Source organism: Gaetbulibacter sp. S0825 (assembly GCF_011777505.1).
In the GTDB taxonomy this organism is placed as follows: Bacteria; Bacteroidota; Bacteroidia; order Flavobacteriales; family Flavobacteriaceae; genus Pontimicrobium.
Genome location: NZ_JAATJT010000002.1, coordinates 575,168 through 591,263, shown reverse-complemented (window position 1 = coordinate 591,263; position 16,096 = coordinate 575,168). Strand labels below are relative to the sequence as shown.

The 16,096-nt window shown below is 30.9% G+C and carries 14 protein-coding genes; 9 read left to right on the top strand and 5 right to left on the bottom strand.

Annotated elements, in window-relative coordinates; genetic code table 11:
- Position 1 precedes the first annotated feature (1 nt).
- The 8 genes from HB672_RS10390 (at position 2) to HB672_RS10355 (ending at position 10,329) form a co-directional block, all read left to right on the top strand.
- Complete coding sequence (locus tag HB672_RS10390; RefSeq protein WP_167612033.1) at positions 2-613, top strand: sugar transferase; 612 nt, start codon at positions 2-4, stop codon at positions 611-613.
- On the top strand, positions 606-1,664 hold the full coding sequence (locus HB672_RS10385; RefSeq protein ID WP_167612030.1) for a hypothetical protein: 1,059 nt from the start codon (positions 606-608) through the stop codon (positions 1,662-1,664). Before HB672_RS10390 ends, HB672_RS10385 begins: the two co-directional genes overlap by 8 nt.
- A gap of 22 nt (positions 1,665-1,686) precedes the next feature.
- A complete protein-coding gene (locus tag HB672_RS10380; protein WP_167612027.1) occupies positions 1,687-2,703 on the top strand; it encodes a peptidoglycan bridge formation glycyltransferase FemA/FemB family protein in 1,017 nt (338 codons plus the stop codon).
- 3 nt (positions 2,704-2,706) lie between these two features.
- Positions 2,707-3,711, top strand: a complete 1,005-nt coding sequence (locus HB672_RS10375) for a polysaccharide deacetylase family protein (RefSeq protein ID WP_167612024.1) — start codon at positions 2,707-2,709, stop codon at positions 3,709-3,711.
- A 100-nt stretch (positions 3,712-3,811) separates the two neighbouring features.
- Complete coding sequence (locus HB672_RS10370; protein ID WP_167612018.1) at positions 3,812-4,939, top strand: DegT/DnrJ/EryC1/StrS family aminotransferase; 1,128 nt, start codon at positions 3,812-3,814, stop codon at positions 4,937-4,939.
- Positions 4,940-5,304: 365 nt separating this feature from the next.
- Positions 5,305-7,200, top strand: a complete 1,896-nt coding sequence (locus HB672_RS10365) for a nucleoside-diphosphate sugar epimerase/dehydratase (RefSeq protein ID WP_167612015.1) — start codon at positions 5,305-5,307, stop codon at positions 7,198-7,200.
- 5 nt (positions 7,201-7,205) lie between these two features.
- Positions 7,206-8,006 carry a polysaccharide biosynthesis/export family protein gene (locus HB672_RS10360; protein WP_167612011.1) on the top strand — a complete coding sequence of 267 codons (801 nt, stop codon included), beginning with the start codon at positions 7,206-7,208 and terminating at the stop codon, positions 8,004-8,006.
- Between the two features lie 16 nt (positions 8,007-8,022).
- A complete protein-coding gene (locus HB672_RS10355; protein WP_167612008.1) occupies positions 8,023-10,329 on the top strand; it encodes a tyrosine-protein kinase in 2,307 nt (768 codons plus the stop codon).
- On the opposite strand, the gene HB672_RS10350 is transcribed toward HB672_RS10355, so the two are convergent.
- Together HB672_RS10350 and HB672_RS10345 are read right to left on the bottom strand one after the other, a co-directional pair.
- Positions 10,315-11,313 carry a GNAT family N-acetyltransferase gene (locus HB672_RS10350; RefSeq protein ID WP_167612004.1) on the bottom strand — a complete coding sequence of 333 codons (999 nt, stop codon included), beginning with the start codon at positions 11,311-11,313 and terminating at the stop codon, positions 10,315-10,317. The two genes, HB672_RS10355 and HB672_RS10350, sit on opposite strands and share 15 nt — an antisense overlap.
- 14 nt (positions 11,314-11,327) lie before the next feature.
- Complete coding sequence (locus HB672_RS10345; RefSeq protein ID WP_167612001.1) at positions 11,328-12,500, bottom strand: proline dehydrogenase family protein; 1,173 nt, start codon at positions 12,498-12,500, stop codon at positions 11,328-11,330.
- A gap of 97 nt (positions 12,501-12,597) precedes the next feature.
- Here HB672_RS10345 and aroB point away from each other — a divergent pair, with 97 nt between their 5' ends.
- Positions 12,598-13,665 (top strand): 3-dehydroquinate synthase, encoded by a 1,068-nt coding sequence (gene aroB / locus HB672_RS10340; protein ID WP_167611998.1) that lies wholly within the window; start codon positions 12,598-12,600, stop codon positions 13,663-13,665.
- A gap of 4 nt (positions 13,666-13,669) precedes the next feature.
- On the opposite strand, the gene HB672_RS10335 is transcribed toward aroB, so the two are convergent.
- From HB672_RS10335 to HB672_RS10325, 3 genes are all read right to left on the bottom strand, one after another.
- Entirely contained in the window at positions 13,670-14,185 is a 516-nt protein-coding gene (locus tag HB672_RS10335) for a DinB family protein (RefSeq protein WP_167611995.1), read from the bottom strand.
- A gap of 6 nt (positions 14,186-14,191) precedes the next feature.
- Positions 14,192-14,671 carry a winged helix-turn-helix transcriptional regulator gene (locus HB672_RS10330; protein WP_167611992.1) on the bottom strand — a complete coding sequence of 160 codons (480 nt, stop codon included), beginning with the start codon at positions 14,669-14,671 and terminating at the stop codon, positions 14,192-14,194.
- A 62-nt stretch (positions 14,672-14,733) separates the two neighbouring features.
- Positions 14,734-15,891: a M14 metallopeptidase family protein gene (locus HB672_RS10325; protein WP_167611988.1), complete on the bottom strand. Its 1,158-nt coding sequence runs from the start codon at positions 15,889-15,891 to the stop codon at positions 14,734-14,736.
- Positions 15,892-16,096 lie beyond the last annotated feature (205 nt).

The following is a 16,096-nucleotide window of genomic DNA, read 5'->3' as shown; positions in this document are numbered from 1 at the left end:
TATGTACGCAAAAGTTCTAAAACCAATATTAGATATTTCATCAGCAATTATAGGATTTATCATCTCCTCTCCTATTTTCTTGGTTCTAATTGTGATTTTGTTGTTTACTAATAATGGTAAGCCATTTTTTTATCAAAGACGTGCAGGAAAGAAGGGAAGAGTTTTTAATATCATCAAGCTTAAAAGCATGAACGATAAGCGCGATAAAAATGGTGATTTATTACCATACCATTTACGTGTTACAAAAATTGGAAGTTTTATTAGAAAAACATCGCTTGATGAAATTCCACAATTAATTAATGTTATTAAAGGTGATATGAGCCTTGTTGGGCCAAGGCCTTTACATCCAGAATACTTGCCATTATATGATAAGGAACAAGCAAGACGACATGATGTAATGCCTGGAATTACTGGTTGGGCACAAGTAAATGGTAGAACCTCAATAAGCTGGGAACAAAAATTTAAACATGATGTCTGGTACGTTGATAATCAATCATTTTTGCTCGATCTTAAAATATTATTTCTTACAATATATAAGGTCCTTCAAAAAAAAGATATGGATGGCGCAGTCAATAAAACTATAGCTCCTTTTAAGAATGCACAGGTTGAATAAAGAAATTGGATCAAATTTTTACTTATTAGAAAGTAAGGATCCAGAGTATAATTTACTAGAGCAAAACAAAATACCTCTAGATGTAAATGATTATTCATTTTATTATTCTGGTAGAAATGCTCTTTTAGCTATCATAGAAAAAATAAAGGCTACAAATACCATTGAGGCTATTTGGTTGCCTTACTATTACTGCTACACAATTTCAGATCTCATAAATCATTATTTTAGTAACATTAAGTATTACAAAGTCAGTCCCTTTGAATTTACAAAAACAATTGACATTACTTCATTTTCGAACAAAAATGACATTGTAATTTTGAATAATTTTTGGGGCTTATCAACTTTCGATTATCCTGAAACAGATAGAGCCTTTATTATTGAAGACCATACACATGGTTGGTTAAGCAACCAAAGCTTAAATAGTAAAGCAGATTATTGTTTCGCTTCATTACGTAAAGTTTACCCTATCCCATTAGGAAGTGTAGTTTGGAGTCCTAATACTAAGGAAAAACTGGATTACTACCAAGACACAGCTGATGAGAAAATTGAAAATGCTTATAAAATGATTGAAGATTCCACGCTATTGAAACGTCAATTTATTAAGAATCAAAGTTTGGTAAAACCCGAATATCTTTTGTCTTTTATACAAGGAGAGAGTCTTTTAAGTTTTTCAGAAAATTATATTAAGCCAAAAGCAGAAACTATAGATTTAATAAAATCCTTTTTTATTTTAGACCCAAACCCTATTAAAAAGCAAAATTTAGAATGTATTCTCCAGCATATAGAACCATCGAAACATTTCAAAATTGTTAAAAAGGAAGGTTATACTCCTTTTGGTTTATTATTACTCTTTCGTAATTATCAAGTATTTGACTCTTTTCGAATTTGGCTTATATCCAATCAAATTTTCCCAGCTCACTTGTGGCCAAATAATAAGGTGTTATTAAAGTGGAAATATCTTTTAAACATTCACGTCGATTTTAGATATGATATAGATAGTATGAGTTACTTGGTCGAAAAAATTAACGTTTGGGTAAAAAACAACGTATAATTGTTGCCTGTTAATTAAGACAATGATTAAAGAAATTACTTCAAAAAAAGATTGGAATGCAGTTTTAAGTGTAGTAGACACGTATGATTTCTACCATACATTTGACTATCATCATATTTCAAAAAACTCTGAAACAGAAACTCCAATACTTATTGTTTACACCAGTAATAATGATGTTTTAATTGCATTACCTCTTTTATTACGTCCAATTGAGAACACAGATTATTTTGATTTTACATCAATTTATGGTTATGGTGGTCCATTGAGTAAAAATGTGACATCAAATTTTGATAATTCAGAATTCATAAATGAAATCCAAGCATATTTTAAATCAAAAAATATTGTATCTATTTTTTCACGATTGCATCCATATATCGACTCTCAAAAACCAATCTTAAAGGATTATGGAAACATAACGTCTCTTGGCAAAGTTGTGAATATTGATATATCCTTACCACTAGAAGAATCACGTCGTGCTTACCAGAAGTCTCTAAAAAACCAAGTAAATAAATTACGTCGTACTTGTAATGTTCGCAAAGCCAGTACAAAAGAAGATGTATTGGAATTTGTGGACATATATCATGAAAATATGAATCGTCTCGATGCTAATAGTGACTACTTCTTTAAGCCTGAATATTTTTTAAATTTCCTTGACCAAACCGATTTTAAAACGGATATTTTATTAGTTGAAGAACAAGAATCGCAAAAGATTATAGCTGGTTCAATGTTTGTTAAAACGAACGGTATTGTGCAGTTTCATTTATCTGGAACTCGAACAGAGTATTTACGATTAAGACCATCAAAATTATTTTTGGATGAAATGAGGGTCGAAGCGACCGAGCAAAATTTTAAGTATTTTAATTTGGGCGGCGGTTTAGGAAGTAAAGAAGACTCACTTTTTGAATTTAAATCATCGTTTTCAAAAGATTTTAGAACCTTTGAGATTTGGAAACATATTGTAAATCAGGAAGTATATGATAAATTAAGTACCACTAATAGTGCTACTAGCGATTATTTTCCATTATATAGAGCTAATTAAGGTATGATAAACGATAATGGACATTTTGTTATTTCATTAGATTACGAATTACACTGGGGTTTTTTCGATCTTAAATCTGTAGAAGAATATCAAGAAAACCTCGAAAACACGCGTAAAGTCATTGAAAGACTCCTTGACTTAAGCGATAAGTACAATGTAAAACTCACATTTGCTACTGTTGGTTTTTTGTTTGCAAAAAATAAGGATGAACTTATCGAGTATATGCCTGAGCAAACACCAGATTATGCTAAAACCGAACTAGACCCTTATGCCATATTAGAAGATGTAGGCTATAACGAAAAGGACGATCCTTATCATTTTGGACATTCAATACTAAAAAGAATTATTGAAAACAATAATCACGAAGTCGGAACTCATACTTTTTCACATTACTACTGTACAGAATCTGGTCAAAACAAAAATCATTTTAAGGAGGATATAACTGCAGCATTGGATATTGCAGAAAACTTAAATACTAATATAGAAAGTATTGTTTTTCCAAGAAATATGTTCAATCCTGAGTATTTAGATGTTTGTTATAAACTAGGCATAAAAAGTTACCGTGGCACAGAAGACTCATTTCTTTATCAATTAGAAAACAGTCCAGAATCCCCTTACTATTCTTGGCAAATATTTAGAGTGTTAAGAATGCTAGACAGTTATTTAAACCTAACAGGGAAGCACACTTACGACTTAAAAAAAATAAATAACAAAGACAAAATAATTAACTTACCTCAAAGCCGCTTTTTAAGGCCTTACAACAAAAATTTAAAGCTGTTAGAACCATTTAAAATAAGAAGAATTAAAAAAGCAATGCAGCATGCTGCAAAACATAACGAGTTGTTTCATCTTTGGTGGCATCCACATAACTTTGGTATGCATATGAATAAAAACTTTGAAAATTTGGAAGATATATTCAAAGAATATAAAAGGCTAAATGAAAAGCACCAATTTAAAAGTGAAACCATGACATCCATGGCAAATAAAGTTATTGCCTCCCTTATCTAATCACTAACATATTAGTTTATCAAGATAAATTGAACTTTTATCTGTTTATTTTGACTGATAATTAATTTAAATTGATATTTACAGTTAGATACTACTACTTATGAAATCAAAAGTATGGCTCTCTTCTCCACACATGAGTGGCAAAGAGCAAAAATTTATAAATGAAGCTTTCGATACTAATTGGATAGCGCCACTTGGTCCAAATGTCACTGGATTTGAAGAAGATATCTCTCAATATTTGAATGAAGACACGTATGTAGCAGCATTAAGTTCGGGTACTGCAGCAATACATTTAGGGCTCATTCTACTTGATGTTTCAAGAGATGATATTGTATTGTGCCAAAGTAAAACGTTTTCGGCTTCAGCTAACCCAATAGTATATCAAGGAGCTCAGCCTGTTTTTGTAGATAGTGAGGAAGATACTTGGAATCTATGTCCAATTCAATTAGAAATAGCAATTAAAGATTGTATTTCAAAAGGAAAAAAACCCAAAGCAATTATAGCTGTTCACTTATATGGTATGCCATATAAAGTGGATGAAATTCACACAATTGCAAAAAATTACGACATACCAATTATAGAAGATAGTGCCGAAGCATTTGGTAGTAGTTACAAAAATAGAAAATGTGGGACTTTTGGAGATATATCCATTCTATCATTTAATGGAAACAAAATAATTACTACATCTGGTGGTGGTGCATTAGCAACCAATAAAAAGGCTATAAAAGACAAAGCGGTATTTCTTGCAACACAAGCCAGAGATAAATCTGTAGCATATTTGCATTCTCATATCGGTTATAATTATAGAATGTCTAACGTAGTTGCTGGTATAGGACGTGGTCAAATGACGGTTTTAGACGAATATGTAAAGCTTAGACGAAAAAACTATAAATTTTACGAAGATGCTTTAGGTAATTTAGATTCTGTAAAGTTATTAAATGAACCTCAAGGTCATTTTTCAAATAGATGGTTGTCATGTATTTTAATGGATACCTACAAATCAAGGGAGTCATTAAGGTTAGAATTTGATAAAGAAAATATCGAAACAAGACCTTTATGGAAACCAATGCATCAGCAACCCATTTTCAGCAACTGTAAAAAGTATATAAACGGTGTATCAGATGATTTGTTTGAAAGAGGTTTGTGCTTACCAAGTGGCTCTAACTTAAATGAAAGTGAACTTAATAGAATTTATAGTGTTCTAAAATCATTTTTCTCCTTAGGTTAAGATAATAAGCTAGTTTTTTTTAGTTACTCCTGTCTTACTTTTTTTGATTAAGTAATTATCTAAAGGGGTTATTAAATTTTCATATCGGCAAAATTTGTTATTTGTCGTTTTTATTTGATGAATCCCAATGAAACATAGATATTTACTTTAATAAAATTATGCGGTCTTTTATTTTTAGAACGTTTATCTGTTAAAATATAAAAATACAGAAAATTTAACTGCCTAATCTTATTTAACCCCTGAATAATAAAGCTAGCACTTTATTAAAAATGAATTTGATTACATAGCATTAGTACCATATCGGTAGTAAATTTTAAATTTTAGTCGAAAATACCGAGTTAATGTAAAAATGCCTATTTTGAGTTATGTTTAAAGATGGATTATATAATATTTCGCAAAAATATGCGTCAAAATGGCTAGTGCTTATTTTTGATGTTTGCATTGTATTATTCACATTTTTTCTTGCCTATTTAATTCGTTATAATTTCAAGCTGGATTTTGACTTTGGTAAATTTCTTGCTGAAATTCCTTTTGTTGCAATTAATGCAATTATCAGTTTTCTAATTGTTGGAACGCATAAGGGTGTTGTTAGATTTATTGGTATTAAAGATGTTATAAATATTATTATTGGCGTTAATATTCTTGCCACTATTCTACTTATTGAAACATTTTTAACAAGACAATTCAACTTTTTTATTGCTTGTGATATCCCAGGTTCAATTATATACATACATCTTCTTTTAAATATACTACTCTTAATCTCTACTAAGTTTTTTATTAAAGCAAGTTATAAAGCCATTATATCTGGGTTTAAGCCTAAAACTAATGTCTTAATTTATGGAGCTGGAAATTCAGGTAATTTAACTTATGATGCCATAGTTAATGATACTAAAAGTAATTACGAAGTAATTGGGTTTATAGATAATGACGAAAGAAAGATTGGTAAAAAAATTAATCTTCTTAAAGTTTATAGCGCAGAAGATATAGATGATGATTTCATTGAAAAACATGCTATAAATGAGGTTATAATATCCATTCAAAGTATAAGCTACCACAGGTTGTTGGAAATTTCTAGTGTGTTTCTAGAGAAATCTATTAAAGTAAAAATAGTACCTCCTGTCCAACAATGGATAGATGGAGATTTGCAAGCTTCTCAAATTAAGCCTGTTAAAATTGAAGACTTATTAGGACGAGAACCAATTAGCCTAGAAAACCCTCTTCTGGTTGAAGAATACGATAATAAAGTCATTCTTGTTTCTGGTGCTGCTGGATCAATTGGAAGCGAAATAGCAAGAAATTTATGCAGTTTCAACTTTAAAAAAATGATTTTAGTTGATATTGCAGAATCTGCTCTATACGATATACAGCAAGAGTTTGTTCAAAAAGGTATTACAGACTATGTTACCATAGTAACAGATGTAAGATGCCCAATTAGAATGGAAAGGATTTTGGCAGAACATAGACCAGAAATTATTTTCCATGCAGCTGCTTATAAGCATGTGCCTTTAATGGAGAACAATCCTCAAGAAGCGGTTAGCATTAATATTGGAGGAACTATCAATATTTCAAACCTAGCAGTAAAACATGGCGTTGAAAAATTTGTAATGATATCTACCGATAAAGCTGTTAATCCAACAAATGTAATGGGTGCAACTAAACGTGTAGCAGAATTATATATTAGTTGCTTAAAAGGAAAAGGGAAAACAAAATTTATCACAACTCGATTTGGTAATGTACTTGGGTCTAATGGCTCGGTAATACCTTTGTTTAAAAAACAAATTGAAAATGGAGGTCCATTAACTGTAACTCACAGAGATATAACTCGATTTTTCATGACTATTCCCGAAGCGTGTTCGTTGGTATTAGAAGCAGCAGCAATGGGTAATGGAGGTGAAATTTTTGTGTTTGATATGGGAGAATCGGTTAAAATATTTGATTTAGCTGTAAACATGATTAAATTGTCTGGTCTAAAATACCCAGAAGATATTGATATAAAAATTGTAGGACTAAGGCCTGGAGAGAAAATATATGAAGAGCTTTTAGCCGATGGAGAAAACACTAAACAGACCTATCATGAAAAAATTATGATAGCAAAAAGTAAAAAAATTGATATTCAAGAAATTCAAGAAAAAATATTAGAACTTAATAATACTAATCTTAACTGCCAAAGCATTGAAATTGTTTCAAAATTAAAAGATATTGTGCCAGAATACATATCTAACAATTCTAAGTTTGAGGTTTTGGATAAGGCTAAAAATTAATAAATATGAACTCAAAAATTACATTATCATCCGTAGTAAATAAATTATTGCTGCTAGCACTATTTGCAATAACTTCTTGTGGCTCTCGTCAGGATATTATCTATTTTCAAGACGAACCACTATCTGAAGCAATTGAAAATCAAAATTCAGATTTTGAACTTCGATTTAAAACAGACGACCTTTTAGTTATTAACGTTTCTGCTGATGATCCAGAAACCGTGGCGCCCTTCAATTTAAATGTGGTTTCTACAAATACCTCGGTTATTGATGCACAAGGAACTTTGAAAATGCAAACCTATTTAATAGATAGCTATGGCAATATTGAGTTTCCAACACTAGGTACTTTAAAACTTGCTGGTTTAACTAGAAATGAAGCAAATGCTTTACTTAAAGATAAACTTAGTATTTATTTTAAAAAAGATGCACCTCCAATTGTTAACATTAGACTAGCTAATTTCACAGTCACTATTTTGGGTGAGGTAAAAAACCCTGGAACCTATACAATTCAGGATGAAAAAATATCAATTCCTGAAGCTTTAGGCTTAGCTGGAGATTTAACTATTTATGGCAAACGAAATAATATAAAATTAATTCGCGAAGTTGATGGACAAAAAAAGTTTGCAAAAATAGACTTAACGTCTGTGAACGTGCTTAATTCTCCTAACTATTATTTAACTCAAAACGATGTTATTTATGTTGAGCAAAATAATGCCAGAGTGAGAGCATCAAGTTTTAATCAAAATAATGGTGTAATTATTTCGGCAATAGCAACTTTGGCAACAATTGCAGCCATTTTAATAAAATAATAACCTACTATTAAAAATGACACTTCAATCCAAAAACAGTTCGAGTTTAAGAGAACAAGTAGATAAATATTTCTCAAATTGGAAATGGTTTATTCTAAGCTTATTTATTTGCTTTTCATTAGCATTTCTCTATTTAAGGTATGCTACAGATACATATAAGATCTCGGCGACAATAAAAATAGCAGATAGTAAAGAACAAAACACTTCTAGACAATCAAATCAAAATGATTATGGCTTGTTTAAACGTGACCAAAATAGTGTTTTAGATGAAGTGCAAGTCATAGGCTCACGCTCTATTATCAATAGTGTTATTGAAGAATTGGGCTTGAATATACAATGTTACATCCAAGGATCCATTAAAGAACTTGAAATATATAAAAACCCACCGTTAGCAGTTAATTTTCTTGAAAATGACAGCATTTTAAAAACTGTTGACACCTCTGTAACACTTGATATAATATCGAAATCACAGTTTACATTTAAGAATAGTGATAAAAAACTAAACTTTGGTGATAATATTTCTATGCCATTTGGGAACATCATTTTTACGCCAAATTTTGAGCAACCAGAATTAAAAGTAGGTAAAAGTGTTACTGTAAAAATCACACCTGAAGAAAGAGTTGCATCACACTATAGTGATAAAATAAAAATATCTACTACTGCTTTAAACTCAAGTATCATAAATATCACTCTTGATGAACCAGTAACAGAAAAAGGTATTGACATTCTTAATTCTCTGGTAAATCAATATAACAAAGTAGTAATTGAAAATAAGAATGCAGTAGTTAAAGCAACGTCTGATTTTATAGACAATCGATTAGCTATTGTGTCTCGAGAACTATCTGAGGTTAATCAATCATCAGAAACCACGCAACAAAATAATAGATTAACAGATTTGTCATCTCAATCCAGTATTTTTTTACAAACCGAAAGAGATATTGAAAACCAACTAATTGCTACAAGTACTGAATTGCAAGTAATTGATTATGTAAAGAAACACATAAATGATAACAATGGAAATGGAGATTTAATACCAGAAGGGATGTCCTTTCAAGATAATTCCATTAATAGTTTAATGCAAAGGCATAATGAATTGGTAATGCAGCGTAACAAACGTTTGGAAAATTCTAGTGAGCAAAATCCAGTTGTTAAAAGATTAGATGCACAAATAGCCAATTTGAAACAAAATTTTTCGGCTAGTCTAAATAGCTTAGAGTCTACTTATCAAATCAAAAGAGATAATTTAAATAGAGAAGAAAACAGAATTTCTTCTCAAATTTTTTCTGCACCAAAAAAGCAAAGAATATTAGGTGATTTACAGCGTCAGCAAAGCATCAAAGAATCTGTTTATGTGTATTTGCTACAAAAACGTGAAGAATCGGCTGTTTCCCATGGTGTGTCATCGCCTAACGCCATTATTATAGATCACGCTTATGCAAGTGCATTGCCTATTTGGCCAAAGAAAGGCATTGTATTTTTAGGTGCATTTGTTTTAGGGGTATTAATTCCATTAATAGCAATATATTTAATGGACTTACTAGACAATAAAATAAGAAATAAAGCAGGCTTAATTAAAGAGTTAGCGATACCTTTTATTGGAGATGTGCCAAAATCAAGTGCTAAGCAAGTATTTATCAATAAGCACGATTATTCACCAAAAGCAGAATCCTTTAGACTAATTAGGACAAATATAGATTTCATGCTTTCTAGCGTTACTAAAAGTAAAGGCAAAACTATTTTTGTTACTTCTACAACCAGCAAAGAAGGTAAGTCTCATACATCCTTAAACTTAGCAAGGTCACTTTCGTTTTCGAATAAAAAGGTCCTAATAATTGAAACAGATATTAGAGTACCGAAACTAAACAAGTACATGGGAGTTGAAAATAAAACTGGCCTTGGACTTACAAACTATATTGTTGACGATAAAATCAATTTTACAGATATCATCAATAATGTAGATGAAAATCTAGACATGATTAGTTCTGGTACCATACCTCCTAATCCTGCCGAATTATTAATGGATGAAAAGCTAGAAGTTTTATTTAATGCCGTTAAGAATAAGTACGATTATATAATAGTTGATACTGCTGCAGTTGGACTAGTAACAGACACGTTACTAATTAGTAAATTTGCGGATATGGTAATTTATGTCGTTAGAGCCAATTATTTAGATAAGAGACAGTTGCATGTTGCTAAATCTATGTATGATGAAAAAAGATTACCAAATATGGTAACACTATTAAATGGCGTTATTCATAAAAGAGGCTATGGTTACGGTTATGGTGATTCGCCAAAAAAGAAACGAGGACTATTTGCTAAGTAATTTTTTAAACTTAAACTTTACTTTTGTATACCATAAATTAATATTCTTATCTCTAAGGTATTGTTTTGTTCTATAAAAAGAACTAATACTATTGGCTGTTAAAGTGGATATCAAGGACTTTGAGTCGTAAATTACATGGCACTCAAAAGCATATAACGTATCAGACCATCTATCTTTGTAATCGGCTTTACCTTTAGAGAAGTCTAAAATGTTAATTCCATTATCTATACACCATTCAATAAGTTTATAAATTTCAAGATTTCCAATATTGTATTTGTAGTGACTTATATCAAAAGATCTGATGGCAATTGCTACCATATCATCATAAACAAAGTTTATGGACATTGCAATTGGGGTATCTCCGTCGTTTATAACATTAAAAACCACCTTTTTCTCGAGTATTAAAGGGTAAATTAAATCTACATAAAATTCCCATAAAGGCACAACACTATTATGCTCATTCCTTTGCTCAAACCTACTTACAATAAAGCTTTTAAGAACGTCCATTTTCTTTAAATAGTCATCTTTATCTATTTCTCCAAAATATACTTCTTGCGAAATATCAAAGTTGGCTTCAATTTGTCTAATTCTTCCTCTAAATCTACTTCTACTTTTTGAGCTAAAGCAAGACACCAAGACTTCATCAATACTCTTTACTTCAGATAAATTAGCATACAAGCCTTTGTATTGAGGAATTGTCTTAACTTTTATTCTACTATTCTTTAAGTCCTGTTCTTTCTGCAAATAACTTAAAACATCATGAATCAATACTGTCTTGTTCTTAAAATCATTAGCTGAGCCATCTAATTGATAGGTCATACCATTGGTTTGATTTTTTCCAGCATTAACATAAAACGGGAAACGGTTATCCCTAACAAACTTTAGACCTTTAACAGCATCAAATGAGCGTATTTTACTGTCGCATGAAAAATGTTTTGTCCATATAGATTCATAAGTATGTGAAGTAAATGGGTTATTTGTCATTTAGATAGGTTTTGTTAAAGCTTTCTGCGCTTTCTTTCTTGTTTAAGCAAATTTAGTTCTCTATTGGTTTGTCCAGCGACTGATGTGTTTTCTTCTGCCCTTCTAATTAAATAAGGCATCACATCTTTTACAGGTCCAAAAGGCACATATTTTGCAACATTATAACCATGATTGGCTAAATTATAACTGATGTGATCACTCATTCCATATAACTGACCAAACCAAACACGGTTATCGTTTTTTGATATGTTATATTTTTCCAATAAGTCCATGGCTAAGTACGAACTTTCTTCATTATGCGTTCCTATAAACACTGAAATATCTTCTAAATTTTCTAAAATATAACTCAATGTTTTATCGAAATTTTCATCTGTAGAAGCCTTATCTGTACATATAGGAGACTCATAACCTTTATCTTCGGCGCGTTCTCTTTCTTTTTCCATGTAAGCTCCTCTCACAATTTTAAAACCTAGTTTAAAACCTTCATTTTTAGCTCGTTCATGAAGAGATTTTAAATAATCTAACCTATCCCATCTATATAACTGCAGAGTGTTGTATACTATCGGTATATCGGTATTATAAGTTTTCATTAACTCTTCGAGTAAATCATCGGCAGCATCTTGCATCCAGCTTTCTTCTGCATCTATCAAAATTTCAACATCTCTTTCTTTTCCAAGCTTACAAATCTTATGATAGCGTGCTACTACTCTATTCCATTCTTCAGTTTCAGATGGTGTTAGATCAATACCTTCTGTCTTTTTTTGGTATAGAAGAAATCGTCCCAATCCAGTTGGTTTAAATACTGCAATTGGCATCGCTTCTTTTGTATGAGCAAATTCTATAAGTTCACAGGTTTTGTTCATAACTGCATCAAACTGCTCCTCTGTTTCTTTCCCTTCTACCGAATAGTCCAAAACACATGATACACCTTTGTCAAACATCTTATCGATTACTTCTTGGCAATCATGCTCATTAACACCGCCACAAAAATGGTCAAAAACCGTTGACCTTATTAATTTTTCTACTGGTAAATTTGCCTTTAAAGCAAAATTCGTCGCTGCAGTACCAATACGTACTAATGGCTGAACAGAGATCATTTTAAACAAAAAATACGCTCTTTCAAGCTCGGAGTCACTTTTCAATTGAAAAGCAATTTCGGTATTATCAAAAATTCTTGTTCTTGACATAATTACAATTTCATATAAAGCAAATATATTTATTACTAAGATACTTTTTTAATAATTTTCTACTTATTTTACCACTCAAATTTTATGGCGGAAATACATGGAATCAATCATAACAAAAGACTACGCAATATATTTTAATTCAACTTGTTACAACAAGCTGAACACCTACATTAACGAATCAAATTTTTCGAAAATATTTGTTTTAGTAGATACAAATACGCATAAGCATTGTTTAAGCCCTTTTTTAGCTAAGTTAAATACTTCTCAAAACATTGAGATTATTGAAATAGAAGCTGGTGAAATTAATAAAACTATAGACACATGTGTTGGTGTTTGGAATGCTTTATCTGATTTGGATGGTGACAGAAAATCACTTTTAATTAATCTTGGAGGTGGTGTGGTTACCGATCTTGGAGGCTTTGTAGCCTCATGCTTTAAACGCGGTATAAATTTTATTAATGTACCTACATCATTATTGGCAATGGTTGATGCATCAATTGGCGGAAAAACTGGTGTTGACCTTGGCACACTAAAGAACCAAATTGGTGTAATTAATTGTGGTGATATGGTTCTTGTAGACACAGAGTTCCTTGAAACTTTACCTCAAAATGAAATGCGCTCTGGCTTAGCAGAAATGTTGAAACATGGATTAATTCAAGATGAGACCTATTGGCATAAAATGAGTGATTTGTCCAAATTCACTCTTGAAGATTTAGACCAACTAATCTATGAATCCATTATCATTAAAAAGAATGTTGTAACTGAAGATCCTAACGAAAATGGACTGCGAAAAACCTTAAATTACGGTCATACGCTTGGTCATGCCATAGAGTCCTACTGCTTAAGCAATGATAAAAAAGAGACATTATTACATGGTGAAGCCATTGCTATTGGCATGGTATTAGCCACATATATATCACATAAAAAATGTGGTTTTCCGCATGAAAAATTAGAAAACATAAAAGCAACCATTAGAAACATTTACGGACTAGTAGAGTTAACCAATGATGACTATTTAGCAGTTATCGAACTCTTGAAGTTTGACAAGAAAAATACGCATGGAAACATTAATTTCGTATTGCTTGAAGATATTGGAAAATCAAAAATAGATTGTAAAGTAGAAAATGCGCTTATTATGGAAGCTTTCGATTACTACAAAGCGTAAAAAACTATAGGTAGTTATCCTTTATGACATTACAGTGATGCTTTTCATGACCAATTATTATATAGCCAGCTGCTCTTACCGATAATGTGCTATTGCTTGCTACTCCTATTTGAAGAAGCATTTCTTCTGAAAAACTTTTGAACAATGTAATTGTTGCTTTTCTAACTGATAGGTATTCTTCTATAATACTTTCTTTACTTCTAGAATTTGCGTTAGAATTAATTAAATACTCATCTTGGTCAAATCCAGGAAGTTCAATGGTATCTTTTCTCGAAAAGCATAATGCTCTATAGGAGAAAACACGTTCGGTATCTAATAAATGCTGAACAACCTCATTAACTGTCCACTTTCCTTTAGCATAAGAAAATAGCCATTTGTCCTTTGGAATTGAACTATAAAAAGACAATGTTTCTTCAAAACTCTTTTCAAGTGAAACAATTATATCTTTACTTTCTACCAAATTAATGTAAGGAGTATAGTAGTTATTGAACTCTTCAGGTTTTAAATATTCTGCAATCATAGGTTACTATATCTCGTTAAATATTGAGTGCATTAAGCGTTTCTTATCATTTATACTTTCTTCAAGTGATATCATTGTTTCGGTTCTATAAACACCATCAATATCGTCTAACTTAAAAATAACTTCTTTAGCATGTGAAGTATCCTTAGCTCTAATTTTACAAAAAATATTAAATTTCCCAGTTGTTATATGAGCTACTGTAACATGAGGGATTTCGTTTATGCGTTCCAATACAAATTTTGTTTGCGAGGTATTTTGAAGAAACACACCAACATACGCAATAAACGAATAACCCAACTTATGGTAATCTAAGGTTAAGGATGACCCTTTTATAATACCTGCATCCTCCATTTTTTTTACTCTAACGTGTACTGTACCAGCCGAAATCAATAATTTTTTTGCAATATCTGTAAAAGGAATTCTTGTGTTATCTATTAACATATCAAGAATCTGGTGATCGATTTCGTCTAATTTAAACTTTGCCATTTTTCAAATTTTGTTAAATAAAAATCAAAAATAGCGCATTTTTAATAATAATAACGAACAAATTAGTGGTTATTTACTAATTTTAATGAGAATAATTCATTGTTGATTGTAACGAAATCGATTGCGTTTTTGCTTTGCAACGACTCATTATCTCCCAATATTACATTTTGATTCCTTGCGTCAATCTCTTTATGTCCGAAATACTTTGAAAGCTTACCAAAATCTTTAATTTTTGGTATAAAATCAATTTTTCCACCAATCAATACCTCATCATATTGAATAGCTAAATCCAGCGTTTTTTCTTCGGAAGCAACCAAAACCTTAGAATTTCTAATAATAATATCATAAAACAGTTTATCATTCATTGGGATATCAAAATACGCTTCATATTCAGTTCCGAGCTTTTCCTTATTGCAAATTGCATCTATAGCAACTAGCAATGAACTAAAAATAAAATATCTCACTTTTTCTCTGGTATAATCATCTTTATAATGTCCAGCTTCAAATAACACAGTAGGTACATTTTTACTTTGAAAAGTATCGCCAACACAATTTATATTAAAAGCATCGTCATAAATACCAACACTATTTGGAATGATATTTTGAAGCATATTATTCATGGCTACAATTATTTCCATGGCAACTTTACGGCTATTAGTAACTGTACATTGCTCATCTTGTGCTGGAGCTAGAAAGCTTACTGTAGCTGGCTTATTGACAGTTCCAGCGGTAAAAATGGTTCGTTGACCATGTAGGTTAAAACAAAAATTTGGCTTAAAACTTTCGAATATATTTTTCAACACTACACTTTCAGGTTGTGTAAGATCCTGTGCATCTCTATTGAGGTCAACACCATTAGCATTTAGTCTAGTATACGCCTTTGCGCCATCTGGATTTAAGATAGGAATAATGTATAATGTACAAGCTTCAAGTGTTTTATTGTTTTTTTCGAGATAATTCAATAAGTCAAAGCACGCTTTTGTGGTGGTCGATTCATTTCCGTGCATCTGCGACCACATTAAAATGCGCTTTTGACCATTTCCAAGTTGGATGCCATAGATTGGTAATCCATTAACTGAATACCCAATAGTTGCAACATCAAAATTTTTAGATACTTTTTTTAGAACAAGCTCAATATGGTTGTTGGTAATATATCTATTTGATAGATCCTCTGTTCTGTAAGCATCGAATATGGATTGTAAAGACGAATAATCTAGCATAGCTTTTATTAAGTTACAAATGTAAATAAACTAAATTTTACAATTGTAAACAACTCCATACAACTCCTTTGTTTACAATTGTATGCAATATTAACGAGTATGGATTCATAAAAAGAACAAAATTACATTATCATACTTAATAATCTATATATCATTTATTTATGACGCTTTATATGAACTTTAAATTTATATTTTAAATAGTATT

Excerpts from the sequence above, each read along its gene's own strand:
- HB672_RS10390 (WP_167612033.1), top strand. The coding sequence starts at position 2 with ATGTACGCAAAAGTTCTAAAACCAATATTAGATATTTCATCAGCAATT.
- HB672_RS10380 (WP_167612027.1), top strand. The coding sequence starts at position 1,687 with ATGATTAAAGAAATTACTTCAAAAAAAGATTGGAATGCAGTTTTAAGT.
- HB672_RS10375 (WP_167612024.1), top strand. The coding sequence starts at position 2,707 with ATGATAAACGATAATGGACATTTTGTTATTTCATTAGATTACGAATTA.
- HB672_RS10370 (WP_167612018.1), top strand. The coding sequence starts at position 3,812 with ATGAAATCAAAAGTATGGCTCTCTTCTCCACACATGAGTGGCAAAGAG.
- HB672_RS10365 (WP_167612015.1), top strand. The coding sequence starts at position 5,305 with ATGTTTAAAGATGGATTATATAATATTTCGCAAAAATATGCGTCAAAA.
- HB672_RS10360 (WP_167612011.1), top strand. The coding sequence starts at position 7,206 with ATGAACTCAAAAATTACATTATCATCCGTAGTAAATAAATTATTGCTG.
- HB672_RS10355 (WP_167612008.1), top strand. The coding sequence starts at position 8,023 with ATGACACTTCAATCCAAAAACAGTTCGAGTTTAAGAGAACAAGTAGAT.
- HB672_RS10350 (WP_167612004.1), bottom strand. The coding sequence starts at position 11,313 with ATGACAAATAACCCATTTACTTCACATACTTATGAATCTATATGGACA.
- HB672_RS10345 (WP_167612001.1), bottom strand. The coding sequence starts at position 12,500 with ATGTCAAGAACAAGAATTTTTGATAATACCGAAATTGCTTTTCAATTG.
- aroB (WP_167611998.1), top strand. The coding sequence starts at position 12,598 with ATGGAATCAATCATAACAAAAGACTACGCAATATATTTTAATTCAACT.
- HB672_RS10335 (WP_167611995.1), bottom strand. The coding sequence starts at position 14,185 with ATGATTGCAGAATATTTAAAACCTGAAGAGTTCAATAACTACTATACT.
- HB672_RS10330 (WP_167611992.1), bottom strand. The coding sequence starts at position 14,671 with ATGGCAAAGTTTAAATTAGACGAAATCGATCACCAGATTCTTGATATG.
- HB672_RS10325 (WP_167611988.1), bottom strand. The coding sequence starts at position 15,891 with ATGCTAGATTATTCGTCTTTACAATCCATATTCGATGCTTACAGAACA.